Raw genomic sequence first — 23169 nt, forward strand, 5'->3', positions numbered from 1 at the left:
CCCGCGGCCAGGAGCGGCGGGCACGAGCGAGCCGAGCATGGGCTTGCTGCCCGACCGCGACGAGCGCGTCGAGGAGCGGGCATGAGCGAGATCGTGGTGCTGCGGAACCCCGGCGCCGGCAGAGGCCGGCACCGGGGTTCCTTGCCTGGTGTGCTGGAACGCCTCGGCGCGGCCGGGCTGCCGGTACGCGTGCTGGACGCGGCGTCGGCCGCCGAGGCCGAGCAGGCCTGCCGCGACGCCGTCGCCGCGGGCGCGGCCGCGCTGGTCGCGATGGGCGGCGACGGCACCGTGCACGTGGCCCAGCAGGCCGTCGCCGGCACCGCCGTGCCGCTCGGCGTGATCCCCGCCGGCACCGGCAACGACTTCGCCACCAGCGCCGGGGTGCCCGCCGACCTGTACGCGGCCGCCGACGCCATCGCCGCCGCGCTGCGCGAGGGCCGCACCCGGGCGCTGGACCTGGCCCGCATCACCTGCCTCGACGGGTCGGTGCGCTGGTACGGCGCGGTGCTCGCGGCCGGGTTCGACGCCATCGTCAACGAGCGCGGCAACCGCATGCGCTGGCCCCGCGGCCCGTTCCGCTACGACCTCGCGGTGTTCCTGGAACTGGTCCGGCTGCGCCCCCGCCGCTACACCGTCACCGTCGACGGGCAGACCAGCGTGCTGGACGCGGTGCTGCTGGCTGTCGGCAACACCGCGGCGTACGGCGGCGGCATGCGCATCTGCCCCGACGCCGACGCCACCGACGGCCTGCTCGACATGGTGTGGGCCGAGCCGGTCTCCCGGGCCACCCTGATCCGCATCAAACCCCGCGTCTACCAGGGCACCCACATCACCCACCCGAAGGTGCGCTCGCTGCGCGCCCGCGAGATCACCCTCGCCGCCGAGGGCATCGTCTGCTACGCCGACGGCGAGCGCATCGGCCCGCTGCCCGTCACGGTCACCGCCGTCCCGCAGGCCGTCCAGTTGCTCTCCTGACGGCGCGCCCCTGCGCTTCCCATAGACGTTGGCCTACCTCGGCGAATAAACGTCGACCCGAGTCGACGAGATAGGCCAACGTCTATCGGCAGGGGCGCGGGCGGCCGCCGACCGGACGGCTCACGCCGGGAGCACGGCGTCGTAGGCGACCGGCAGGTGGATCGGGCCGCGCAGCACCGGGCTCGGCCGGTACGGCGGCGGGTCCTCGACCAGGCGCGGGTTCTGCAGGCGCTTGGCGAGCTGGGTCAGGGCGAGCTGGGCTTCGAGGCGGGCCAGCGGCGCGCCGAAGCAGTAGTGGATGCCGTTGCCGAACCCCAGGTGCACGTTGTCGGGCCGGTCCGGGTCGAACCGGTCCGCGTGCGGGATGCAGCCGGTGTCCCGGTTGCCCGACGCCAGTACCAGCACGATCGGGTGGCCCTTGCGGATCGTCGTGTCGCCGATCTCGATGTCGGCGACCGCGGTCCGGTTGGGCAGGAAGTGCACCGAACCCTCGTAGCGCAGCAGCTCCTCGACCATCCGGATGGCGAGGTCCGGCTCCGTGCGCAGCCGCTGCAGCACCTCGGGGTGGCGCTGCAGGGTCAGCCAGCCGTTGGCGATCAGGTTCACCGTGGTCTCGTGGCCGGCGATGAGCAGCAGGATCAGCGCCGAGAACAGGTCGCCGCCCTCCAGCCGACCGTCCGGGCCGTCGTCGGTGACGAACCCGGAGAGCATGTCGTCGCCCGGGTTGTCCCGCTTGCTCTGCGCCAGCTGGAACATGTACATGCCGAGCTGCTGGAACGCGTCGGTGCGCCGCTGGGTCAGCTCGGGCGAGTCCTTGCCGGTGGAGTCGACGATCGGCCCGACCCACTGGCTGAAACGCGGCTCGTCCTCGGGCGGCACCCCGAGCAGTCCCGTGATCGCCGCGACCGGGAACGGGTACGCGAAGTCGTCGACGAGGTCGCACTGCTGCCGGTCGGCGAGGCCGTCGATGAGCTTCGTGACGACGTCCTCCAGCAGCGGTGTCAGCTTTTCGATGCGGTCCGGCCGGTGCGGCGGCCCGAACTGGCGCATCGCGATGCGGCGCAGCGTGTCGTGGCGCGGCGGGTCGGTGCGGATGAAGCTCGGCGGCAGGCTGCTGCCGGCCTGGGCCAGCGGTCCGGCCTTGTCGGCGTACTCCGGGAGCAGGTTGGCCGGGTCGGAGCTGATCCGGGGGTCGTGCAGCAGCGAGTAGATCTCCCGGAACGTGCCGACCACGAAGGTGCCGTCGGCCTCCTGCCACACCGGCCGGCTGCGCAGCTTCTCGTAGAGCGGCCACGGGTTGGCCCGGTTGCCGAAGTCGGTGATCTCCTGGAAGAGGCTGGGTTCGGTCATGACGGCTCCTCGCTACGCTCGTCACCGTCTTGAGCGGTGCTCATGATTCGCTCACACATCCGTGTCTCTCCTGCTTCAGCGTCGCCGGGACGAGCGGATCAGCACGGCGCGGCGCTCGCTGGGGTCGTGGCCGGTGACCACGACGGTCGCGTCGTGGGCGGGGAACACCCGCTCGGGGAACTCCGCCGGGACCGGTGTGCGGTCGGCCGGCGGGTCGGTCATGTCGTACGGCAGCGGGAACGGCGCCGCCTGCTCGATCAGCTGCTGGTAGAAGTCCAGCCACTTGCCCTGGTTCCAGCTCACCGCGCCGACCACGCGGCCCTTGTAGCCGTAGGCGGCGACGAACTGCCGGCTCTCCACGGAGCCCTGCGTGATCGCGATCTGGTCCGCGATCGGCGGCACGCCCACCGACTTGATGTTGTGGCCGAACTGCAGCGACCAGAACGCGGGCATCTCCAGGTGCGGCCAGCGGTCGGTCTCGCTGGAGATCATGTTGTGCGCGGCGACCTCGGCCTGGGTGACCGCGTTGCCCCAGTGCTCCATCGCCAGGAACTGGTAGCCGAACATCGGCTGCGGCTGGCGGGCCACGTCCCCGGCGACGAAGACGTCGTCGGTGACCAGCCCCGCGGCGGTGAACGCGCGGCAGCCGGCGTCGCAGGCCAGACCCCATACGCCCACGGCCAGGCCGGCGCTCTCCAGCCACTCGACGTTGCGGATGCCGCCCAGCGCCACCACGACCACGTCCACCTCGAGGGTGGTGCCGTCGGACAGCACCGCCCGGCGCACCCTGCCGTCCTCGCCCTGCAGCGAGTTGACCTTCGTGTGGGTACGCAGGTCCACGCCGTGCTCGCGCATGATGCCCGCCGAGATCCGGCCGATCACCCCGCCCAGCGCCCCCGCCAGCGGCGCGGTGCCCGCCTCGGCGACGGTGACGGGGATGCCCAGCTCGACGCAGACCGACGCCATCTCCGAGCCGGTGAACCCGGAGCCGATGACCAGCACCCGCTTCGGCTTCGCCAGCAGCCGCTCGCGCAGCCCCGCCGCGTCGCCGCGGGTGCGGATGGTGAACACGCCGTCCAGCGCGGCCTCCTCCGGCACCGGCCACGGCCGGGCGCGCACCCCGGTCGTGACGAGCAGCCGGTCGAACTCGACCTCCTGCCCGTCGGCCAGCGAGACCCGCTTGCGTTCCAGGTCCAGGCCGGTGGCAGGCACCCCGAGCCTCCACTCGGCGTCGATGTCGCGCCGGCGCGGCAGCGTGGTGTCGGTCGACGTGACGAAACCGGTCTGCACCTGCTTCGACAGCGGCGGCCGGTCGTACGGCTCCTCCGGCTCGTCGCCGATCACCGTCAGCGAGCCGGTGAAGCCCTCGGCCCGCAGCTGCTCAGCGGCCTTCAGCCCGGCCAGGGACGCCCCGACGATCACGATGCGGCCGTCGCGGCGCAGCCGGTCGCCCTTGGCCGCCACGACCTTCTCCTCGGGCGGCGGATGCGGCAGGTCGGCCACGTCCACCTGCAGCGCCTGCACCGGGCAGGCGGCCGCGGCCCGCAGCACCTTCACCCGCTGCTCGGCCGACGGCGCCGGGTCGAACATGAGCGCCTCGTCGCCGACCATCCGGAACGCCTCGGGAGCCAGGAACGCGCACTGCGCGTACCCCTGGCACTTGGTCAGATCCACCACCACACGCATGGGCTCATTCTTCGCGCCACGCAGCCCGAATCAGCCCGAATCGGCCAATTCTGCGCGCCGACTGCCGGCCCGCGCCGCGCTGTGATCGACGCTGGCCTATCTCATCGACTTTCGGGAGCCCGTTTTCAATGAGATAGGCCAGTGTCGATGAAAAAAGGGGGCGGTGGATGTCAGGGGGACTTGGGGAGGGCGAGGGAGAGGGCGCGGTGGAGGCCGTTGGGGCGGCCGGGGGAGGCGGCGGGCACGACCAGGGCGGCGCAGCCGGCGTTCACCGCGCCCGCGTCGGCGGGGGTGTCGCCGATCATGAGAGCGCGTTCGGGATCGACCGACAGCATGCCGCAGGCCCGCAGGAAGATCTTGGGATCGGGTTTGATGCAGCCCACCTCGTACGACAGCACCAGCGCGTCGAACAGCGCGGTCAGCCCCCAGGCGTCCAGCATCGGGCGCAGGTCGAAGCCGATGTTGCTGACCAGCGCGGTGCGCACCCCGGCGGCCCGCAGCGTCGTCAGCGTGTTCGTGACGTCGGGGTACAGCGCCCACCCGGCGGGCGTCAGCACGCGGGCGTAGAGGGCGTCGGGCAGCCCGGGGACGTCGTTGGGCACGGTCGCCGCCAGGCCGGTGTACACCTCGCGGTGGGCGTGCTCGTAGAGGTCGCGGTCGGCCCAGGCCATGGCCAGCTGCGGAGGCACCCGCACCGGGGGCGACACGCCGGGGAGCGCGCCGGCGGTGGCCAGCCGGTCGGCGAGCACCGTGGCCCTGCCCCGGTCCAGCGTGACGCCGCAGTCGGCGGCCGCCGCGGTGACCCAGGCCACCGGGTCTACGGTCACGGCCAGGGTGCCGTGGAAATCGAAGAGCACGGCGTCGAGGGCGCGGTGACCGTCGATCCGTGCCGGGTGGGCGTACGGCTGCGGCGGGGACTCGGGCACGTCAGCAGGATACCGACCTGCGCCGACTGGCCTCTTTCGCCTAGCCTTTGCGGTATGACGAGCCCCGCCGAGCGGCGACCCGGCACCGGGTCGGACGCCGGAACCGCCCGACCAGCGACCATCTCCCAAGGCCGCAAGTCCCCCGCCGCTCCGATGGTCGACGAGTTCGCCGCCGGGCTCAGCTTCGCCCTCGACCCGTTCCAGCGGACCGCCTGCGCGGCCCTGGAGCGCGGCAGCGGCGTGCTGGTGTGCGCGCCCACCGGCGCGGGCAAGACGGTGGTCGGCGAGTTCGCCGTGCACCTGGCCCTGGAGCAGGGCCGCAAGTGCTTCTACACGACGCCGATCAAGGCGCTGTCGAACCAGAAGTTCCACGACCTGGTGCAGCGCTACGGCGCGGACAAGGTCGGCTTGCTGACCGGCGACAACTCCATCAACGGCGACGCGCCGGTGGTCGTGATGACCACCGAGGTGCTGCGCAACATGCTCTACGTCGGCTCGTCCGCGCTGGCCGGACTGTCGTACGTGGTCATGGACGAGGTACACTACCTGGCCGACCGGTTCCGCGGCGCGGTGTGGGAGGAGGTCATCATCCACCTGCCCGCCTCGGTGACACTGGTGTCGCTGTCGGCGACCGTGTCCAACGCCGAGGAGTTCGCCGACTGGCTGGTCACCGTACGCGGCAAGACCGAGGTCGTGGTCAGCGAGCACCGGCCGGTGCCGCTGTGGCAGCACATGCTGGTCGGCAAGCGCATGTTCGACCTGTTCCACGACTCCGAGGCGGCCCGCGCCCACGAGGTGCACCCGGAGCTGCTGCGGCACACCCGCGAGCTGGCCCGCCGGATGGACGCCGTGGACCTGCGCCGCGGCCGCGGCGGCCGCGGGCGGCGCGGGCCGGGCCCGAACCGGCCCGAGATCGTCGACAAGCTCGACGGCGAGGGGCTGCTGCCGGCGATCCTGTTCGTGTTCAGCCGGGCCGGCTGCGACGCGGCCGTGCAGCAGTGCCTGCAGTCGGGCCTGCGGCTGACCTCGCCGGAGGAGCGCGCCGAGATCCGTACGGTGGTGGAGCGGCGCATCGCCAACATCCCGGGTGAGGACCTGGCCGCCCTGGGCTACTGGGACTGGCTGGACGGGCTGGAGCGGGGCCTGGCGGCCCACCACGCGGGCATGCTGCCGGCGTTCAAGGAGGTCGTCGAGGAGCTGTTCGTCCGGGGCCTGGTCAAGGCGGTGTTCGCCACGGAGACGCTGGCGCTGGGCATCAACATGCCGGCCCGGTGCGTGGTGCTGGAGCGGCTGGTCAAGTACAACGGCGAGGCCCACGTCGACCTGACGCCGGGGGAGTACACACAGCTCACCGGCAGGGCCGGGCGGCGCGGCATCGACGTGGAGGGCCACGCGGTCGTCGTCTGGGGGCCGGAGGTGGACCCGCGCCACGTGGCCGGTCTGGCGTCCACCCGGACGTATCCGCTGCGGTCGAGCTTCCGGCCGTCGTACAACATGGCGGTGAACCTGGTCGGCTCGGTCGGCGCGGCGCGCGCCCACGACCTGCTGGAGTCGTCGTTCGCGCAGTTCCAGGCGGACCGCTCGGTGGTCGGCCTGGCCCGCCAGGTGCAGCGCAACAACGAGGTGCTGGCGGTGTACGACACCGAGCTGGCCTGCGAGCACGGCGACTTCGCCGAGTACTTCGCGCTGCGGGTGGCCATCGCCGACCGGGAGAAGCAGCTCACCCGCAACAGCCAGCAGGAGCGCCGGGCGGCCGCGGTCGAGTCGCTGGAGCAGCTCAAGGTCGGCGACGTGATCCGCATCCCGTCGGGCAAGCACTCGGGGCTGGCCATCGTGCTCGACCCGGGTGTCGGCGGCTTCGGCGAGCCGCGCCCGGTGGTGCTGACCGAGGACCGCTGGGCCGGGCGCATCTCGGCCGGGGAGTTCGCCGGCACCGTGGACGTGGTGGGCCGGGTGCGGGTGCCGCGCCACTTCAACCACCGGGCGCCCGCCGAGCGCCGTGACCTGGCCGCCTCGCTGCGCAACCTGGACGTGGCCCGCGGCGCCGGACGCCGCCGCCGCGGCGGCAACGGCAGCCACGAGGACCGCGAGCTGCTGGCGCTGCGCAAGGCGATGCGGGCGCACCCGTGCCACGCCTGCCCGGAGCGCGAGGACCACGCCCGCTGGGCCGAGCGGCGGCAGCGGCTGTTCAAGGACACCGAGAACCTGCGCGACAAGGTGAACAACCGCACCGGCTCGCTGGCGCGCACCTTCGACCGGATCTGCGAGCTGCTCACCGAGCGCGGCTACCTGGGCCCGGACGGCGAGGTCACCGCGCCCGGCCGGATGCTGGCCCGGATCTGGACCGAGGCCGACCTGCTCGTCGCCGAGTGCCTGCGCACCGGGGTGTGGGAGGGCCTGCAGCCGCACGAGCTGGCCGCCGCCGTCTCGGTGGTGCTGTACGAGGCCCGCCGCGACGTCGACGAGCAGGCGTCCGTGCCGCGCGGCCCGGTCGCCGGGGCCGTCGACGCGACCGTGCGCACCTTCTACCAGCTGGGCGTCGACGAGCGCCGGCTCGGCCTGGCCCAGACCAAGGAGCCGGACCTCGGCTTCGTGTGGCCGATGTACCGCTGGGCCAAGGGCGAGCCGCTCGCGAAGGTGCTCGCGAGCGGGCACAGCTTGGAGGGCGACATGCCGGCCGGCGACTTTGTCCGATGGGCGAGACAAGTCATCGATCTTCTCGGACAGATCGCCGACGCGACCGGTGCGCCGTCGTCGCTGCGTGAGACCGCGCGGACGGCGATGGACGCGGTCAATAGAGGGGTACTTGCGTATACTGCGGCGGTCTGACCGAGTTGCCAGCGCAAACACTCTTCCGGGATCATGCAAAAAAAGCGAATGTCGCTCGCTGTATGAGCCGAAAGGGTCGACCGCATGGCCGACGTGCATCACTTCACCCACGGCCTCGTCACGCCCGGCGTGGCGTACGGGCTGTCCATCCTGGGCTCCCTGCTGGGCCTGCTCTGCACGGCCCGCATGCGCACCGCCACCACCGGCAAGCAGCGCTTCTGGTGGATCGTGCTCGCCGCCTGGGCACTGGGCGGCACGGCGATCTGGGCCATGCACTTCATGGCCATGCTGGGCTTCAGCGTGACCGGGGCGCAGATCCGCTACGACATCCCGCGCACGGCGCTGAGCGCCCTGGTCGCGATCGTCGTCGTCGGCCTGGGCCTGTGGATCGTCGGATTCGGGCGGCCCAACGTCGGGCGCGTCATCGTCGGCGGCATCTTCACCGGTGTCGGGGTCGCCGGCATGCACTACCTCGGCATGTTCGCGATGCGGCTGAACGGCGCGGTGGCCTACGACACGGCCCTGGTCGCCGCCTCGGTGATCATCGCGGTGGTGGCCGCGACGGTGGCGCTGTGGTTCACCGTCACGCTGACCAAGCCGCTGGTCATCGCGGCCGCGGCGCTGCTGATGGGCGTCGCGGTGTGCGGCATGCACTACACCGGCATGGCCGCGATGTCGGTGAAGCTGGCCGCCCCGACCCTGGCCGGCGCTGTCGGCGGCGCGTCCGCGGCGAACCTGCTGGTGCCGATCGGCGTGCTGGTGCTGCTGGTGATCGGCGGCCTGGTCTTCGCGATCGGCGCGGCCCCCACCAAGGAGGACCTGGAGGCCCGCGCCTACCTCGACCGGGTGCAGGCCGCCCGCGAGGAGGCCACCGCGATCGCTCAGCAGCGCGGCACGGTGCGCCGCCCGACCGCGTTCACCCCGCGCGGCAAGTGACCCGCCGCCCCTGATCCGATCGTCCGCCCGTGCCGCTCCGGTGGCACGGGCGGACGCGTCCCGGGGCGGCTGTCCCAGGCCTGTGGCAGGCTGTCAGGCATGACCGGACCCCTGCTCGCCATCGACGCGCCGAGCCTGTACTTCCGCGCCTTCCACGGTGTGCCCGCCAAGGCGGCGATGGCCCCGAACGGCACCCCCGTCAACGCGGTGCGCGGCTTCCTGGACATGGTCACCACGCTGGTCAAGGGCCGCCGGCCGGACCGGCTGGTGTGCGCGCTGGACTACGACTGGCGGCCGGCGTGGCGGGTGGCGCTGATCGGCACGTACAAGACTCACCGGGTCGCCCCCGCGGGCGGCGAGGAGGTGCCCGACGAGCTGGTGCCGCAGGTGGACCTGCTGCTGGAGGTGCTCGACGCGTTCGGCATCGTGGCGTACGGGGTGGACGGCAACGAGGCCGACGACGTGCTCGGCACGCTCGCGGCGACGCAGGCCGCGCCCGTCGAGGTGGTCTCCGGCGACCGCGACCTGTTCCAGCTGGTCGACGACGCGCGCGGGGTGCGGCTGCTCTACGTCGGCCGCGGCGTGGCCAAGCTCGAGGACTGCGACGAGGCCGCGGTGCTGGCCAAGTACGGCGTCCCGGCGGGCGGCTACGCCGACTTCGCGGCGCTGCGCGGCGACCCGAGCGACGGCCTGCCCGGCGTGGCGGGCGTGGGGGAGAAGACCGCCGCCCGGCTGATCGAGCGCTACGGCAGCCTGGACGCGATCGTCGCGGCAGTGGGCGACCCTGCGTCGGACTTCGCCCCCGGCCTGCGCACCAAGCTGGAGGCCGCCTCGGACTACCTGGCCGTGGCGCCGAAGGTGGTGCGGGTGGCCACCGACCTGAAGCTGCCCGAGCACGACCTGACCCTGCCCAGGGTGCCGCGCGATCCGGAGCGCCTGTTCGACCTGGCCGAGCAGTGGAACCTGGCGAGCCCGTGCCGCCGGCTGGTGGACGCCCTGGCGGAGAACGCCGCCTGAGCCCGTCCGAGTCGGCATGATCTCCGCTGCCCCGGGCATACCCTGGGGATGCGGAGGCTGACAGTGACTGACATCGACGGCGACCGGCGGCAGGAGTCGGCGGAGGACCCGGACGAGCGCTGGAATCGCAACTACTCGGAGCTGCTGCAGGAGCTGCGGGTGGCGCAGACCGGCGTGCAGATCCTGTTCGCGTTCCTGCTGACGCTGCCGTTCTCGGTCGGCTTCGGGAAGATCAACGGCACCGAGCGGGTGCTGTACGTCGTTACGTTCATCTGCAGCGCGCTCGCGGCGTCCCTGCTCATCGCCCCGGTCAGCTACCACCGGCTGGCGTTCCGGGAGGGGCGCAAGCCGCAGATCGTGCGCACCGCGCACGTGCTGGCGCAGTTCGGCCTGTTCTTCGAGATGGCCGCGATCGTGCTGGCCATCTACCTGGTCGTCGACGTGGTGGCGGGGGTGCGCTGGGCGGGTTTCCTGGGCGGCGGCATGGCCCTGATCTACATCCTGCTCTGGTACGTGCTGCCGCTGGCCACCAAGCCGTCGCAGCCGGGTGACTGACCGGCCCGACCCCGGACATACGGGAAGCCCGGCTTATCTCACTGGTGAGATCGGTCGGGCTTCACTTCTCACGTTAGACCGGCATATCCGGCATGTCAATCCTTGGCCCGATTATTTCTTGGCCTCGCCGCGCCGGTGCGCGACGATCACCGGGCACCCGGCGTGGTGGATCAACGCCTGGCTGACCGAGCCCAGCAGCAGGCCGGTGAACCCGCCCAGGCCCCGGCAGCCGACCACCACCAGCAGCGCGCCCATGGACTGCTCGGTCAGCGCGGCCGCCGCCGACGACTCCATGGTGATCCGCTGCAGGTCGATGTGCGGGTAGCGGTCGTGCCAGCCCGCCACCGCCGTCTCCAGCACCGACTCCTCCTGGGCGCGCAGCGTGTCGATGTCGTACACGAACGGCATGCCCGCCGCGCCCGTGGTGATCGGCCCCAGCCAGGCGTGCACGGCGGTGATGCCGCAGCCGCGCCGGTCGGCCTCGTCGAAGGCGAACGCCAGCGCGTCGCCCGACTGCGGCGAGCCGTCCACCCCGACCACGATCCGGCCCACCGCGCCCACGCCGGCGCGGTCCGGGGCGGCCGGCGGGCGCACCACCGCCACCGGGCACCGGGCGTGCATCGACACCTGCAGGCTCGTCGAGCCGAGCATCAGGTCGTGGAAGCCGCCGTGGCCCCGGCTGCCGACGACGACCAGCGCCGCCGCCTCCGACTCCCGGATCAGGCCGTGCGCGGGGTCGTCGCGCAGCACCTCGCTGGTGAGCGTGATGTCCGGCCGCATCGCCCGGACCTCGGTCATCGCGTGCTCGGTCACCGTGTGCCCGGCAGACGAGATCGCCGCCTCCGCGACGCCGTCGCCGAGCCTCGGCCCCGGGTCCTCGCTCACGTGGACGATCCGCAGGGGCAGCCCGCGCAGCGCGGCCTCGTCGGCAGCCCAGCGCAGCGCCGTCGTGGCGGCCGGCGAGCCGTCCACGCCCACCACCACCGGCCCGGTCAGCCCGACGCTCATGGCCCGCCTCCCTGCTCAGCTCACTTCCACTATGTCCTTTCCCGGCCCCCTCCGGTGGGAAACGGGCGGTATATAAATGCTGGTCAGGGCTTTGCGCCGAGCGGCTGCCCGGCTACGGTGGCGCGTGCTCTTCGTCAAGGACCTCCTCATCGGCCTCGCGCTGATCATCGGCGCGGCCTGGGGCATCCGGGCCCTGTGGCGACCGGTCCCGCCGATCTGGAGCGGCACGCGGCGGCACGTGCCGTTCCGGGGCGGCCGGGTCTACCTGATCCACCCCCGCAGCTACCTGACCGGGATCCTGCCGCTGACCGCCCTGCTCGCCTCGCTCATCGCGCTGGGCCTGCAGTTCCTGGTGCACGGCTGCGCGCGGCTGGATCCGGCTCTCTACTCGCTGGGTCCGGCCCGCGCGTTCGTGCTGCTGGGCGCGCTCGCCGTGCCGTTGACGGTGCTGCAGTGGGTGGTCAACGCGGTCAACCGCCCTGCCCGGCTGGTGCCGCCGGGGCTGCGCGACGAGCCTGGCTGGGTCGCGCGGCGGTGGCGGCCGGCCGAGGTGACGAGGATCCGCAACATGCGCCACAAGGCCGATCGTCGCGCCCGGCGCCGGCGGCGACAGAACCGGAACGAGCCGGGTGCGGTCGTGCGGCGGCAGGCTGGCCAGGCGCGGACACCTAACGTTCGTTAAGCTGGCTGCATGCCCAGCGTTACCCGACTGCTTCCCACCCCCGAAGCACACGACCTGCTCGAGCTCACCCGCGAGATCGCGGACAAGGAACTCGCGCCGCACGCCGACGACTTCGAGGCGCGCGGGGAGTTCCCCCGCGAGCTGATCCGCACCCTGGGCCGCTCCGGCCTGCTCGGCCTGCCCTACTCCGCCGAGTACGGCGGCGCGGAGCAGCCGTACGAGGTCTACCTGCAGGTGCTGGAGATCCTCGCCAGCCGGTGGGTCGGCATCGCGGAGACGGTCAGCGTGCACACCCTGGCCTGCTACCCGCTGGCCCATCACGGCACCGCGGAGCAGCGCGAGCGCTGGCTGCCCGACATGATCGGCGGCGACCTGCTCGGCGCGTACTGCCTGTCCGAGCCCGCCGGCGGATCCGACGCCGCCAACCTCGCCACGAAGGCCGTCCGCGACGGCGAGGGGTACCGGGTGAGCGGCACCAAGGCGTGGATCACCCACGCGGGCGTGGCCGACTTCTACAACGTCTTCTGCCGCACCGGCGGCCCCGGCCCGAAGGGCATCTCCTGCCTGCTGGCACCGGCGGACACGCCCGGCCTGAACCCGCAGGCGCGGGAGAAGACCATGGGCCTGCGCTCCTCGCCGGTCGCCCAGATCGCGCTCGACGACGCGGTGGTGCCCGCCGAGCGGCTGATCGGCGGCGAGGGCGAGGGCTTCCGGATCGCGATGGGCGCGCTGGACTCGGGCCGGCTCGGCATCGCGGCCTGCGCGATCGGCCTGGCCCAGGGCGCGCTGGACTACGCGGTGAACTACGCCCGGGAGCGGGTGCAGTTCGGCAAGCCGATCATCGACCTGCAGGGTCTGGGCTTCATGCTGGCCGACGCGTCGACGCAGATCACCGCGGCGCGGGCGCTGATGCTGCACGCGGCCCGGCTGCGCGACGCTGGCCTGCCGTACTCGATCGAGGCGGCCAAGACCAAGCTGTTCGCCACGGACATGGCCATGCAGGTCGCCACGGACGCGGTGCAGGTGCTGGGCGGGGCGGGCTACGTCGCCGACCACCCGGTCGAGCGCTACTTCCGCGAGGCCAAGGTGCTGCAGATCGTCGAGGGCACCAACCAGATCCAGCGCATGGTGATCGCCCGGTCGCTGGCCAAGGACTGACCCCTTCCGCCGTACGCCGACCCGGATCCGTGGCCCGCGCCACGATCCGGATCGGCGTTTCCTGTTGTGCCCCGGCCTGCCTGGTGATGTAATTCCTACAAAGCCGCTAGGAAAAGCAGGTGATCCGAATGATCGTCCACACCGGGGTCCGGGCCGACCATCTGAGCACGGCCCGCCGCCTGGCCGCCGACCCCGGCGCCTGGCCCGTCGCGCCCCGCTTCGACCCGGAGCGACGCTGGTATCACCGGCTGCTGGGCGAACCCGGGGTCGAGGCGTGGCTGCTCACCTGGCTGCCCGGCCAGCAGACCGACCTGCACGACCACGGGGGCAGCGCGGGCGCGTTCGTGGTCGTCTCCGGCACGCTGACCGAACGCACCGTGACCGGCCCGGACGGCGCGACTCGGCTCACCGGCCGGGTGCTGCCCGCCGGGGCGGCCCGCCAGTTCGGCGAGCACCACCTGCACCAGATCGTCAACGAGGGCGGCGAGCCCGCCGTGAGCGTGCACGTGTACGGCCCCGAGCTGACGACCATGACCCGCTACCGGCTCCAGGGCGGACGGCTGCGGGTGGCTGCCGTCGACCGGGCGGGAGCACAGTGGTGAGCGTGCACCCCGACCCCGCCCCGCCCGTGGGCTCGCGCGGCATCGACGAGATCCTCGCCGCGGCGCGCTCGCGGCTGACCCGCCTCGACGCACCGGCCGCGGCGGCCGCCCAGCGCGACGGGGCGCTGCTGGTCGATATCCGGCCGGTGGCCCAGCGGGCCGCGCACGGCGGCATCCCCGGCGCGCTGATCGTCGAGCGCAACGTCCTCGAATGGCGCTTCGACCCGCGCAGCGACGCCCGGCTTCCGCAGGCCGGCCGGTACGACCTGCCGGTGGTGGTGTTCTGCCAGGAGGGGTACACGTCCTCGCTGGCCGCTGCCGCGCTCCAGGAGCTCGGCCTGCACCGGGCCACCGACCTCACGGGCGGCTACGCCGCCTGGCAGGCCGCGGGCCTGCCCGTCACCGCCTGACGCGCCAGGCAGGCCGGACGCCGGGGCCGCCGGCCCGCGGCTCCGTACCGGGCGACGTGGATCGGGTCGGGCCGGGTCCGGTCACCGACAGCCACCTCGTGGCCACCTCTGCTGATCTTGCAAGAGTGCTGCGGCCGTGGCAGGCTGCCGGGAGCCCCGTCGACGATGAGGAGGCACGACATGGCCGTCGACCCCCGGACGCTGGTCGAGGAGTGGGACGCCTGGCGTGCCGCCCGCGAGCAGGAGCTGCGTGCCCCGCACGGGTGGCTGAGCCTCACCGCGCTGCACTGGCTGCCCGCCGACGAGGTCGCCCTGCCCGGCGTGCCGGGACGCTGGCACGTGCACGCCGACGGTGTACGGCTGCTCGCCGAGGCGGGTGACGGGTTCAGCCATGCGGGTGAACCCGTCGAGGGCGAGCTGATGCTCAGCCCGGCCGAGGGCGGCATCGGCATCACGCTCGACCACGGCGACCGGCTCGTCGAGCTCATCCAGCGCGGCGGGGCGTACGCCCTGCGCGTGCGCGACCCCCAGGCGCCGACCCGGACCGGCTTCACCGGCGTGCCCATGTTCACGCTCGACGCGCGCTGGGTGCTGGACGCGGTCTTCGAGCCGTACGACACGCCCCGCCCGGTCACCGTCGGCGCGGTCATCCCCGGGCTGACCCACGATCAGATCGCCCGGGGCGTGCTGCGCTTCGAGATCGACGGGGCCGCGCAGGCCCTGACGGCCATGGACGCGGCCGACGGCAGCCTGTCCGTGCTGTTCCGCGACGCGACCAGTGGTGTGACGACGCACGGCGGGGCGCGCTCGCTGACGGTGGCCGAGCCCGGCGTGGACGGCGCGGCGGTCGTCGACTTCAACCGCGCGGTCAACATGCCGTGCGCGTTCACCGACTACGGCACGTGCCCGCTGCCGCCGCCGGAGAACCTGCTGGCGGTAGCGGTCGAGGCGGGGGAGCGGACGCCCCGCTGAGTCACCAGTGCTGGCCGCCGTGGCCGGAGGCCAGTGCCTCGGCGTGCGCGCGGCTCTTCTTGAGCTTGCGCGGCAGCCGCTCCTTCTTGTGCTTGGGCGTGCTGTCCGGGTGCGTGCTCAGCCCGGCCAGTGCCGTGTAGCTGTCCTCGGTCGCCTGCATCCGCCGGCGCCGGTACGCCATGACGGCGCCGACCCCTGCGGCCGCCGCGGAGACCACTCCGGCGGTGATCCAGCTGATCTTGCTCGTTGCCATCGCCCTCTCCTTCGTTCCGCTGCTCGACCATAGCCCGATGCGAGCGGATATGAGGCGTTTTGCCCATTCGGGCTGCACGCGACGGCACCCGTTCTTCATAGACGTTGGCCTATCACGTCGAATCCGAGCCCCGGTTTTTCGATGAGATAGGCCAACGTCCATCAAAGAAGACCGCCCCCGGCTGCCAGGCAGGCCGGGGGCGGGGTGTCGCGAAGGAGCGGGTCAGGAGGCGGGAGTCGCCGCGAGCACGTCGACCACGAAGCGCAGCGGGCCGGGCACCTGCCCGTTGTCGCCGTACGCCAGCTCCGACGGGATGTCGATCTGCACCCGGCTGCCGACCTTGACGCCGACCATGCCCTGGTCCCAGCCCGGGATGACCTGGCCGACGCCGATCGGCGTGGTGAACGCCTGGCCGCGCTTCCAGGAGGTGTCGAACTCCTGACCGGTCGTGAGGCTCACGCCCACGTAGTTCACGGTGATGGTGTCGCCGGCCTTGACCGCCGGGCCCTTGCCCGTGATCAGCGGGGTGACCTTCAGCTGCTTGAGCGACGCGTTGTCCTTGGTGACGACCGGCTTGGTGCCCAGCGCCGGGTCGGCGCCCTCGGGCAGCGGCGGGAACTTCGCGTCCGGCGCGGGAGCGTTCGGGTCCGCGGCGTTCGGGTCGGCCGCCGAGCCTGCCCCGGCGCCGGCACTGGCCGAGGCGTCGGGCTGCGCGCCCGTGTCCTCGCCGCCGCCGTCCTTGAACACCACGAAGGCAAATACGATCATCAAGGCCGTGCCGACGAACGTGCCGAGCGTGCCGTACAGGATCTTCCTGCGCTTGGCCGCCCTCGCCGCGGCGATGCGGGCATCACGCCGCTCCGCCTTGGTCGCCCGCCGGGTGCTGTCCGCCCGGTCCTTCACCTGTCCGCTCACGAGTCCTCGAATCTCCGCCGACCGTCATGACATCTGTGGCACCTGCCACGGCTGGGCACACGCTACCGGTTCCCGCGCCGGTCCGCGCGGGTCACTGCCCGGCGATCCGGTGCGGCTCGTACGGTTTCTCCAGCGCGGCGACCTCGTCCGCGCTCAGGGTGAGCTCCAGCGCGGCCACCGCGTCCTCCAGGTGCTGCGGTTTCGTCGCGCCGACGATGGGCGCGACCACGCCCGGCCGGCTCGCCACCCAGGCCAGCGCGACCTGTGCCCGGGGCACCCCCCGCTCGCGGGCGATCCGGCCCACCTCGGCGATGACCGCCTGGTCGGCCGCCTCGGTCGAGGCGTACAGGCCTTCGCCGAAGGCGTCGTCCTTGGTGCGGGCGGTCACCGTGTCGGGCTCGCGGGTGAGCCGGCCGCGGGCCAGCGGGCTCCACGGGATCACCCCGACGCCCTCGTCGAGGCAGAGCGGCAGCATCTCCCGCTCCTCCTCGCGGTAGATCAGGTTGTAGTGGTTCTGCATGGTCACGAACCGGGTCCAGCCGTGCGCGTCGGCCATGTGCAGCGCCTTGGCGAACTGCCACGCGTACATCGAGGACGCGCCCAGGTAGCGGGCCTTGCCGGCCTTGACGACGTCGTGCAGCGCCTCCAGGGTCTCCTCCAGCGGCGTGTACGGATCGAACCGGTGGATCTGGTACAGGTCCACGTAGTCCGTGCCGAGCCGGCGCAGGCTCTGGTCGATCTCGGTCATGATCGCCTTGCGGGACAGGCCGCGGCCGTTGGGCCGGTCGCGCATCACGCCCCACACCTTGGTGGCGATGACGACCTCGTCGCGGTCGGCGAAGTCGCGCAGCGCCCGGCCCACGATCTCCTCGCTGCTGCCCAGCGAGTACACGTTGGCGGTGTCGAAGAAGTTGACCCCGAGCTCCAGCGCCCGCTTGATGAAGGGCCGGGACTCGTCCTCGGGCAGCGTCCAGGTGTGGCTGCCCAGGCTCGGCTCGCCGTAGCTCATGCAGCCCAGGCTCAGCCGCGACACGTCGAGGCCGGTGCGGCCCAGTTTCACGTACTCCATAGGGCTTGATCCTTCACGCTCGGGCGGTGGCCCGCGAGAGGTCGGCGAAGAATTCCGGGTACGTCTTCGCGACGCACCGCGGGTTGTCGATCTCGATGCCGGGCGAGCGCAGGCTCAGCAGCGACAGGCTCATCGCCATGCGGTGGTCGCCGTACGTGTCGAACCGCGTCGGCGCGGGCCGCCCCGGCCGGATCGTGAAGCCGTCCTCGTGCTCCTCGGCGTCGATGCCCGCCCGGCGCAGCTCGGTGACGACCGCGGCCAGCCGGTCGGTCTCCTTCCGGCGGATGAAGCCGATGCCGCGCACCCGGGTCGGGCCGTCGGCGTGCACCGCGACCGCGGCCAGGGTCTGCGCCGTGTCGGAGATGTCGGCCATGTCGACGTCGACGCCGCGCAGCGGCTCGCCGCCGGACACGGTGATCCCGTCGGCGTCGCGCGACACCCGCGCGCCCATGCGCTCCAGCACGTCGGCGAAGCGTACGTCGCCCTGCAGGCTGCCCGTGCCCAGCCCGGCGACGGTGATGCGTCCGCCGGTGATCGCCGCCGCGGCCAGGAAGTACGACGCCGCGCTCGCGTCGGGCTCGACCGCGTACCCGGTCGCGCGGTAGCGGCCGGGGGCGACCCCGAGCCCGTCGGCGGGCACGCCGAACGCGGTCATCACCGCGGCGGTCATCGTCACGTACGGCACCGAGACCAGCGGCGAGGTCAGCTCGACGGCCAGCCCGTCGCGCATCAGCGGCCCGGCCATCAGCAGCCCGGACAGGAACTGGCTGGACAGGTGCCCCGGCAGCGGGACCCGGCCGCCGTGCACCGGCCCGGTCACGGCCAGCGGCAGGCGGCCCGCCTCGGCCGGCTCCTCGACCCGCGCGCCGAGCGTGCGCAGCGCCTCGACCAGCGGGCCGAACGGGCGGGCGCGCAGCTGGGCGTCGCCGTCGAGCACGCCGCGCGCCGGGCGCAGCGCCAGCGCGGGCAGCAGGAACCGGGCGGTGGTGCCGGACTGGTTGGCGAACACCGACACCGGCCCGGTCGCGGCCCGCGGGTCGGTGCCGCGCACCGTCACCGTCGCGGCGGCCTCGTCGACCGTGACCTGCGCGCCCAGCGCGGTGATCGCGCCCAGCATGGCCCGCGTGTCGTCGGCGAACAGCACCCCGGTCAGCGTGCTCGTCCCCTCGGCGAGCGCCGCGCACAGCAGCGCCCGGTTGGTGATGCTCTTGGATCCCGGCAGCTGCACGGTGGTGTCCGGCGGCTGCTCCACCGGCGACAGCATGATCACAGACGGCAGTGAATTCTCAGACACGGCCGCCAGTATGGCCCGCCCCCCACCCCCACCACGCCCCCTGACCACGCACTGAGATCACCACCCCCAAGATCGTGACGATCTTGCGCGAACTGTTGCCCTTATGTCGCTTTCGAGCGTGTCATCCCCACAGTCCACGCAAGATCGCCGCGGCGAGGGGGTGGGGGTCAGGGGGTGGCGGGGCGCCAGGCGGTGGTGGGGAGGGGGTGGAGGCCGGGTGGGTAGGTGGAGCCTTCGGTGATGGTCCAGCCCAGTGAGGCGGTCATGAGGGCGGCGGTGGTGTCGAAGACGTTGAGGCTGTCGCCGTCGCCGGCGACGAGGTTGGCGATGCGGCCGGCGGCGAAGAGGAAGAGTTCGCGGTCGCCGTAGCGGTGGGCGGTGAGGTGGGGGAGGACGGGGCGGGCGGGGCCGAGGGCGGTCACTTCGATCTCGTCGTCGGAGTGGCCTGCGTTGAGGAGGATGCAGCCGTCCTTGGCCTGGCCGAGGAGTGGGGCGGGGATCGAGGCGGGGCGGCCGGTCGCGGTGACGGCGATGTCGGCGTCGGCGATCAGCTCGTCGGCGGTGCCGACGCGGTAGCCCTCGTAGGAGGCGACGGCGCGCCGGGAGGGGTCGGGTTCGGCGACGAGGATCTGCGCGCCGTACGCGCGGGCCGAGCGGGCCAGGCCCGCGCCGACCTCGCCGTAGCCGACCACCAGCACGGACTTGGCGTGCAGTGACAGGTTGGTGCGGGCGGCGAGGGTGGCCCAGGTGCTCGTGCCGACGGCGAACCGGTTGTGCAGGGCCGATTTGAGCGGCACCGCGTCCAGGTCGAACACCGGATGGCCCACCTCGACCCGGAACAGGCGGTCGATGCCGGTGCGGGTGACCTCGACACCGGCCCGCAGCCCGGGATAGCCGGCCCGGGCGGCCGCGGTCATCACCACCGCGCCCATCTCCAGCGCGTGCGTCGGGGCCCACTCCACACAGGCGGCGGCCGCCTGCGCCTCGTCCGGGAACCGGGTGAACGCGGTCTCCACGCCCTCGGCGTGCAGCCAGCCGACGACGTCCCACTGCGTGGTGTGCGGGTTGGCCGGCACGACCGCCACCAGCGCGCCCGCGCGGGCGAACGCCTCGATCGCCAGCAGCATCTTCAGGTCCAGGTGCGCGGTGCAGGCCAGCCGTACGCCGCGCATCGGCGGCAGCTGCGCCGCGGCGCGCGCGGTCAGTGTCATGGTGCGGCGGGCCCAGGCGATGCGCTCGTCGAGCGGGACGGCCTGCCATGCGGTGGGCGCCTGGGACACGAGGTCACCGGTCCGGGTAGAGGATCTTCGCGAGCTCGCCGAACAGCGGGGTCGCGTGGTCGGTGTCCAGGGACGACCGGTTGACCTCGACCACGATGGCCGCCCCGGTCTCGGGCAGGTAGAACATCGCGGTGTTGTAACCGATGATCGTGCCGTTGTGGCCGAGCCAGCCGCCCCAGTCGGCGATGCCCAGCCCGTACGACACCTCGGCGCCCTGGGCCAGCGGCACGGTCCGCAGCCGTTCGCGCTGCAGGCGTTCGCTGATCAGCGCGCCGTTGGCCAGTTCCGCGGCCCAGATGCGCAGGTCGTGCAGGTTGGACACCATCGCTCCGGCGGCTCCGGCGTAGCCGGGGTTGGACTCGGTGACGTCCCGCAGCGCCGCGCCGTCGCCCGGGTCGGGCGTCTCGTCGTAGCCGCGCGCGTACGGCGGCTCCAGCGCTGGCGTGGCCGGGTAGCGGGTCGAGTCCAGCCCGAGCTTGTCGATGATCTCCTCGGTGATCAGGTCGCCGATCGCCCGTCCGGTGACCCGCTCGACGACGGTCTCCAGCAGGATGTAGTTCGTGTTGGAGTAGTGGAAGCCCTGGCCCGGCGGGAAGTACGGCTCGTGGTTGCGGGCGATGTCGAGGGCGTCGCGCGGGCCGAAGGAGCCCGCCGGATCCGCCAGGTAGCGCTTTTCGAACTCCGGGTCGTCGGTGTAGTCGTACACACCAGAGGTCATGTTCAGCAGCTGGCGGATGGTGATCACGTTGCCGTCGGGCCAGTCCACGTACCGGCTCAGCGGCTCGTCCAGGCCGATCAGCCCCTGGTCGACCAGGCGCAGCACGGCGGTGCCGGTGAACGTCTTGGTGATGCTGCCGACGCGGAACCGGTCGGCGGCGTTCATCGCCCGGCCGGTCTCCTGATCGGACACGCCGACCACGCAGATCCAGGTGCCGCGGCCGGGCACGAACACCCCGGCGGTGATCCCGGGCGCCTTCGCGTCGGCGCGTGCCTTGTCGACGGCGGCGCGCATCCGGTCGCGTTCGGAGTCGGAGAATCCGAAGGCCGCCTGTGGGCAGTCGCCCGGGGCCGCCGCGCGGGCCGGGAACAGCCCGATGGTCAGGGTCAGCACGGCCGCGGCGGCCAGCGCCGCCACCATGTGCCAGGTCTTCACACCCGTTCCCCCGTCCTGTTCGGGGCGTAGCCCGTCCGGGGCACAGCGGTCGGGCCCAGTTTACCGGCGACGTATCCCTAACATGGACAAAACGCCAAAGCGGGTACCCGACTCGGCAGCGCGCCGGCTCAGTCCGAGGCGCCGCGCCGCCTCGCGCCGAGCAGCAGCACGACGAGTCCGGCGAGCGCGTCGGCGGTGTGCGCGGCCGGGCGCAGCGGCAGCACGATGTGGCTCACCACGAGCCGGATCACGGTCTCGGCGGCGAACGCGAGCTCGTCCGGCTCGACGTCGGGCGCGAACGCCGCGGCCCACTCCAGCAGCGGCACCGCCGCGGCCGCCAGGACCATGTCGGACCGGGTCGTCAGGTACGGCAGCAGCGGGTCCGCGCCGCCGCGGGAGCTGGTCAGGATGACGCGGACCAGCGGGTTCGCGGCGGCTTCGTCCAGCGCGAAGCGCACCGCCGCGGCGACGGCGGCCCGCACGTGCGACCCGTGTGCGAACAGGACCGCGCGCACGCCCGCGATGAACAGCTCGATCTCGGCGTCGGCCAGCGCGTCGGCGAGCCCGGCCCGGCCGCCGTACTCGTTGTAGACGGTCTGCCGGCTCACCCCGGCCCGCTCGGCGACGCCCGCCATGCGCACCTCGGCCCAGCCGTGGGTGATGGTCAGCTCGCGGGCGGCGGCGACGATCGCGGCCCGGGTGGCGGCGCGGTCGGGGCGGACGATCGGGGGCATCATCCCATGACTTTACAAAATACTCGTGATTGTCGACAGTCGATGAGCATGGGACTCTCGGCGTACACCCCTCATCGCGGAGGCGACCATGAGCGAAGCGACCTGGCGGGACCCCCGCCGCCTGCTGTGGCCGGCGGCCCTGCTCGTGCCCACGCTGCCCTTCCAGGGCCTGGCCCTCGCCGCCGGCGGCCACGAGTGGGGCTGGTGGCTCACCCCCGTCGTCGTGTTCGGACTGATCCCGGTGGTCGACCTGCTCGTCGGCGACGACCGGGTGAACCCGCCCGAGGAGGCGGCGGCCGCGCTCCAGCGCTCGCGCTACTACCGCGTGCTCACCTACCTCTACCTGCCCCTGCAGTACGCGGCGCTGGCCGCCTGCTGTGCCGTGTGGGCGCGCGGCGGGCTGAGCCCGTTCGCGGCGGCCGGGCTGGTGCTCAGCGTCGGGATCGTGAACGGCATCGCCATCAACACCGCGCACGAGCTCGGCCACAAGCGCGAGCGCCTGGAGCGGTGGCTGTCGAAGATCGCGCTGGCGCCGACGGGTTACGGGCACTTCTACGTCGAGCACAACCGGGGCCACCACGTGCGGGTGGCCACCCCGGAGGACCCGGCCAGCGCCCGGCTGGGGGAGAGCTTCTGGGCCTTCCTGCCGCGTACGGTGCTGGGCAGCCTGCGTTCGGCCTGGCGGCTGGAGAGCGCGCGTTTCCGGCTGCGCGGGCGCACCCCGTGGACGTGGCGCAACGACGTGCTCAACGCGTGGGTCATGACGGTGGCGCTGTGCGCCGCGCTGGCCGCCTGGTTCGGGCCGGTCGTGCTGCCGCTGCTGGCCGCGCAGGCGGTGGTCGGCTTCGCACTGCTGGAGGTCGTGAACTACCTGGAGCACTACGGGCTGGCCCGCCCCCGCAACGCCACCGGCCGCTACGACAAGGTCGATCCGCGGCACAGCTGGAACAGCGACCGGATCGTCACCAACGTCTTCCTGTTCCAGCTGCAGCGGCACAGCGACCACCACGCCAACCCGCTGCGCCGATACCAGGTGCTGCGCAGCTTCGACAGCTCGCCGCAGCTGCCCGCCGGGTACGCCACGATGATCGTGGCGGCGCTGCTGCCGCCGCTGTGGCGGCGCGTCATGGACCGGCGCGTGCTCGCCCACTACGACCAGGACCTAGGCGCGGCGAACGTGCACCCGCCGGCGCTGGCTCGGCTGCTCGCCCGGTATCCGCTCGCGCTGCCCCCGGCGCGGTGACCGCAGACGTCGAAGGAATTCGTGCCGTTACGGCATAGTTGCACGTCGTGTAATTTTGCGCACTGTGCAAGGTTGTGCGAGGCTCGCTCGCATGAGCACCGTGTCACCACCGGAACGCATGA

The 23169-nt window shown here is 72.8% G+C and carries 22 protein-coding genes; 11 read left to right on the top strand and 11 right to left on the bottom strand.

What is annotated here, in order from left to right; all coding sequences use genetic code 11:
• The first annotated feature begins 81 nt into the window (after positions 1-81).
• Positions 82-975 (top strand): YegS/Rv2252/BmrU family lipid kinase, encoded by an 894-nt coding sequence (locus tag Cco03nite_RS32305; protein ID WP_203697212.1) that lies wholly within the window; start codon positions 82-84, stop codon positions 973-975.
• 120 nt (positions 976-1095) lie between these two features.
• Here Cco03nite_RS32305 and Cco03nite_RS32310 read toward each other — a convergent pair whose 3' ends face one another.
• The 3 genes from Cco03nite_RS32310 to Cco03nite_RS32320 form a co-directional block, all read right to left on the bottom strand.
• Positions 1096-2325, bottom strand: a complete 1230-nt coding sequence (locus Cco03nite_RS32310) for a cytochrome P450 (protein WP_203697214.1) — start codon at positions 2323-2325, stop codon at positions 1096-1098.
• Between the two features lie 75 nt (positions 2326-2400).
• Complete coding sequence (locus Cco03nite_RS32315) at positions 2401-4011, bottom strand: FAD-dependent oxidoreductase (protein WP_203697216.1); 1611 nt, start codon at positions 4009-4011, stop codon at positions 2401-2403.
• 170 nt (positions 4012-4181) lie between these two features.
• The gene (locus tag Cco03nite_RS32320; RefSeq protein ID WP_203697219.1) at positions 4182-4937 is read right to left on the bottom strand and encodes an HAD family hydrolase; all 756 of its coding nucleotides are present in this window, start codon (positions 4935-4937) and stop codon (positions 4182-4184) included.
• A 54-nt stretch (positions 4938-4991) separates the two neighbouring features.
• Between Cco03nite_RS32320 and Cco03nite_RS32325 the strand changes: the two genes are divergently transcribed.
• From Cco03nite_RS32325 to Cco03nite_RS32340, 4 genes are all read left to right on the top strand, one after another.
• The gene (locus Cco03nite_RS32325) at positions 4992-7766 is read left to right on the top strand and encodes a DEAD/DEAH box helicase (protein WP_203697221.1); all 2775 of its coding nucleotides are present in this window, start codon (positions 4992-4994) and stop codon (positions 7764-7766) included.
• Positions 7767-7850: 84 nt separating this feature from the next.
• Positions 7851-8702 (top strand): MHYT domain-containing protein, encoded by an 852-nt coding sequence (locus tag Cco03nite_RS32330; RefSeq protein WP_203697223.1) that lies wholly within the window; start codon positions 7851-7853, stop codon positions 8700-8702.
• Between the two features lie 99 nt (positions 8703-8801).
• On the top strand, positions 8802-9719 hold the full coding sequence (locus Cco03nite_RS32335) for a 5'-3' exonuclease (RefSeq protein ID WP_203697225.1): 918 nt from the start codon (positions 8802-8804) through the stop codon (positions 9717-9719).
• 63 nt (positions 9720-9782) lie between these two features.
• Entirely contained in the window at positions 9783-10274 is a 492-nt protein-coding gene (locus Cco03nite_RS32340) for a DUF6328 family protein (RefSeq protein WP_239167833.1), read from the top strand.
• A gap of 111 nt (positions 10275-10385) precedes the next feature.
• Here the strand turns inward: Cco03nite_RS32340 and Cco03nite_RS32345 are convergent, their stop codons facing one another.
• Positions 10386-11282, bottom strand: a complete 897-nt coding sequence (locus Cco03nite_RS32345; protein WP_203697229.1) for a universal stress protein — start codon at positions 11280-11282, stop codon at positions 10386-10388.
• Positions 11283-11406: 124 nt separating this feature from the next.
• Here Cco03nite_RS32345 and Cco03nite_RS32350 point away from each other — a divergent pair, with 124 nt between their 5' ends.
• The 5 genes from Cco03nite_RS32350 to Cco03nite_RS32370 all read left to right on the top strand — a co-directional run bounded on the left by Cco03nite_RS32350 (position 11407) and on the right by Cco03nite_RS32370 (position 15106).
• Entirely contained in the window at positions 11407-11964 is a 558-nt protein-coding gene (locus Cco03nite_RS32350; protein ID WP_203697231.1) for a hypothetical protein, read from the top strand.
• Between the two features lie 9 nt (positions 11965-11973).
• Positions 11974-13122 carry an acyl-CoA dehydrogenase family protein gene (locus Cco03nite_RS32355; protein WP_203697232.1) on the top strand — a complete coding sequence of 383 codons (1149 nt, stop codon included), beginning with the start codon at positions 11974-11976 and terminating at the stop codon, positions 13120-13122.
• Positions 13123-13250: 128 nt separating this feature from the next.
• Entirely contained in the window at positions 13251-13724 is a 474-nt protein-coding gene (locus Cco03nite_RS32360; protein WP_203697234.1) for a cysteine dioxygenase, read from the top strand.
• Entirely contained in the window at positions 13721-14134 is a 414-nt protein-coding gene (locus Cco03nite_RS32365) for a rhodanese-like domain-containing protein (protein WP_203697236.1), read from the top strand. The genes Cco03nite_RS32360 and Cco03nite_RS32365 overlap by 4 nt, the downstream gene beginning before the upstream one ends.
• A 180-nt stretch (positions 14135-14314) precedes the next feature.
• Positions 14315-15106 carry a DUF1684 domain-containing protein gene (locus tag Cco03nite_RS32370; protein ID WP_203697238.1) on the top strand — a complete coding sequence of 264 codons (792 nt, stop codon included), beginning with the start codon at positions 14315-14317 and terminating at the stop codon, positions 15104-15106.
• 1 nt (position 15107) lies between these two features.
• Here Cco03nite_RS32370 and Cco03nite_RS32375 read toward each other — a convergent pair whose 3' ends face one another.
• From Cco03nite_RS32375 to Cco03nite_RS32405, 7 genes are all read right to left on the bottom strand, one after another.
• Positions 15108-15359, bottom strand: a complete 252-nt coding sequence (locus tag Cco03nite_RS32375) for a hypothetical protein (protein WP_203697240.1) — start codon at positions 15357-15359, stop codon at positions 15108-15110.
• Between the two features lie 222 nt (positions 15360-15581).
• A complete protein-coding gene (locus tag Cco03nite_RS32380; protein ID WP_239167834.1) occupies positions 15582-16274 on the bottom strand; it encodes an FKBP-type peptidyl-prolyl cis-trans isomerase in 693 nt (230 codons plus the stop codon).
• A 91-nt stretch (positions 16275-16365) separates the two neighbouring features.
• Entirely contained in the window at positions 16366-17343 is a 978-nt protein-coding gene (locus Cco03nite_RS32385; RefSeq protein WP_203697242.1) for an aldo/keto reductase, read from the bottom strand.
• Positions 17344-17356: 13 nt separating this feature from the next.
• Positions 17357-18637: a 3-phosphoshikimate 1-carboxyvinyltransferase gene (gene aroA, locus Cco03nite_RS32390; protein ID WP_239167835.1), complete on the bottom strand. Its 1281-nt coding sequence runs from the start codon at positions 18635-18637 to the stop codon at positions 17357-17359.
• Positions 18638-18804: 167 nt separating this feature from the next.
• Positions 18805-19917, bottom strand: coding sequence for an NAD(P)-dependent oxidoreductase (locus tag Cco03nite_RS32395; protein WP_203697243.1), 1113 nt, complete (start codon positions 19915-19917; stop codon positions 18805-18807).
• 4 nt (positions 19918-19921) lie between these two features.
• Positions 19922-21070 (bottom strand): serine hydrolase domain-containing protein, encoded by a 1149-nt coding sequence (locus Cco03nite_RS32400; RefSeq protein WP_203697245.1) that lies wholly within the window; start codon positions 21068-21070, stop codon positions 19922-19924.
• 128 nt (positions 21071-21198) lie between these two features.
• Entirely contained in the window at positions 21199-21807 is a 609-nt protein-coding gene (locus Cco03nite_RS32405) for a TetR family transcriptional regulator (protein ID WP_239167836.1), read from the bottom strand.
• An 85-nt stretch (positions 21808-21892) separates the two neighbouring features.
• On the opposite strand from Cco03nite_RS32405, the gene Cco03nite_RS32410 reads away from it, so the two are divergent.
• Positions 21893-23047: an alkane 1-monooxygenase gene (locus Cco03nite_RS32410; protein ID WP_203697247.1), complete on the top strand. Its 1155-nt coding sequence runs from the start codon at positions 21893-21895 to the stop codon at positions 23045-23047.
• Positions 23048-23169: the final 122 nt, after the last annotated feature.

Source organism: Catellatospora coxensis (assembly GCF_016862635.1).
GTDB lineage: Bacteria > Actinomycetota > Actinomycetes > Mycobacteriales > Micromonosporaceae > Catellatospora > Catellatospora coxensis.

Coding starts and splice junctions, on each gene's coding strand:
- Cco03nite_RS32305 (WP_203697212.1), top strand. CDS start 82: ATGAGCGAGATCGTGGTGCTGCGGAACCCCGGCGCCGGCAGAGGCCGG.
- Cco03nite_RS32310 (WP_203697214.1), bottom strand. CDS start 2,325: ATGACCGAACCCAGCCTCTTCCAGGAGATCACCGACTTCGGCAACCGG.
- Cco03nite_RS32315 (WP_203697216.1), bottom strand. CDS start 4,011: ATGCGTGTGGTGGTGGATCTGACCAAGTGCCAGGGGTACGCGCAGTGC.
- Cco03nite_RS32325 (WP_203697221.1), top strand. CDS start 4,992: ATGACGAGCCCCGCCGAGCGGCGACCCGGCACCGGGTCGGACGCCGGA.
- Cco03nite_RS32330 (WP_203697223.1), top strand. CDS start 7,851: ATGGCCGACGTGCATCACTTCACCCACGGCCTCGTCACGCCCGGCGTG.
- Cco03nite_RS32335 (WP_203697225.1), top strand. CDS start 8,802: ATGACCGGACCCCTGCTCGCCATCGACGCGCCGAGCCTGTACTTCCGC.
- Cco03nite_RS32345 (WP_203697229.1), bottom strand. CDS start 11,282: ATGAGCGTCGGGCTGACCGGGCCGGTGGTGGTGGGCGTGGACGGCTCG.
- Cco03nite_RS32355 (WP_203697232.1), top strand. CDS start 11,974: ATGCCCAGCGTTACCCGACTGCTTCCCACCCCCGAAGCACACGACCTG.
- Cco03nite_RS32360 (WP_203697234.1), top strand. CDS start 13,251: ATGATCGTCCACACCGGGGTCCGGGCCGACCATCTGAGCACGGCCCGC.
- Cco03nite_RS32370 (WP_203697238.1), top strand. CDS start 14,315: ATGGCCGTCGACCCCCGGACGCTGGTCGAGGAGTGGGACGCCTGGCGT.
- Cco03nite_RS32375 (WP_203697240.1), bottom strand. CDS start 15,359: ATGGCAACGAGCAAGATCAGCTGGATCACCGCCGGAGTGGTCTCCGCG.
- Cco03nite_RS32385 (WP_203697242.1), bottom strand. CDS start 17,343: ATGGAGTACGTGAAACTGGGCCGCACCGGCCTCGACGTGTCGCGGCTG.
- Cco03nite_RS32405 (WP_239167836.1), bottom strand. CDS start 21,807: ATGATGCCCCCGATCGTCCGCCCCGACCGCGCCGCCACCCGGGCCGCG.
- Cco03nite_RS32410 (WP_203697247.1), top strand. CDS start 21,893: ATGAGCGAAGCGACCTGGCGGGACCCCCGCCGCCTGCTGTGGCCGGCG.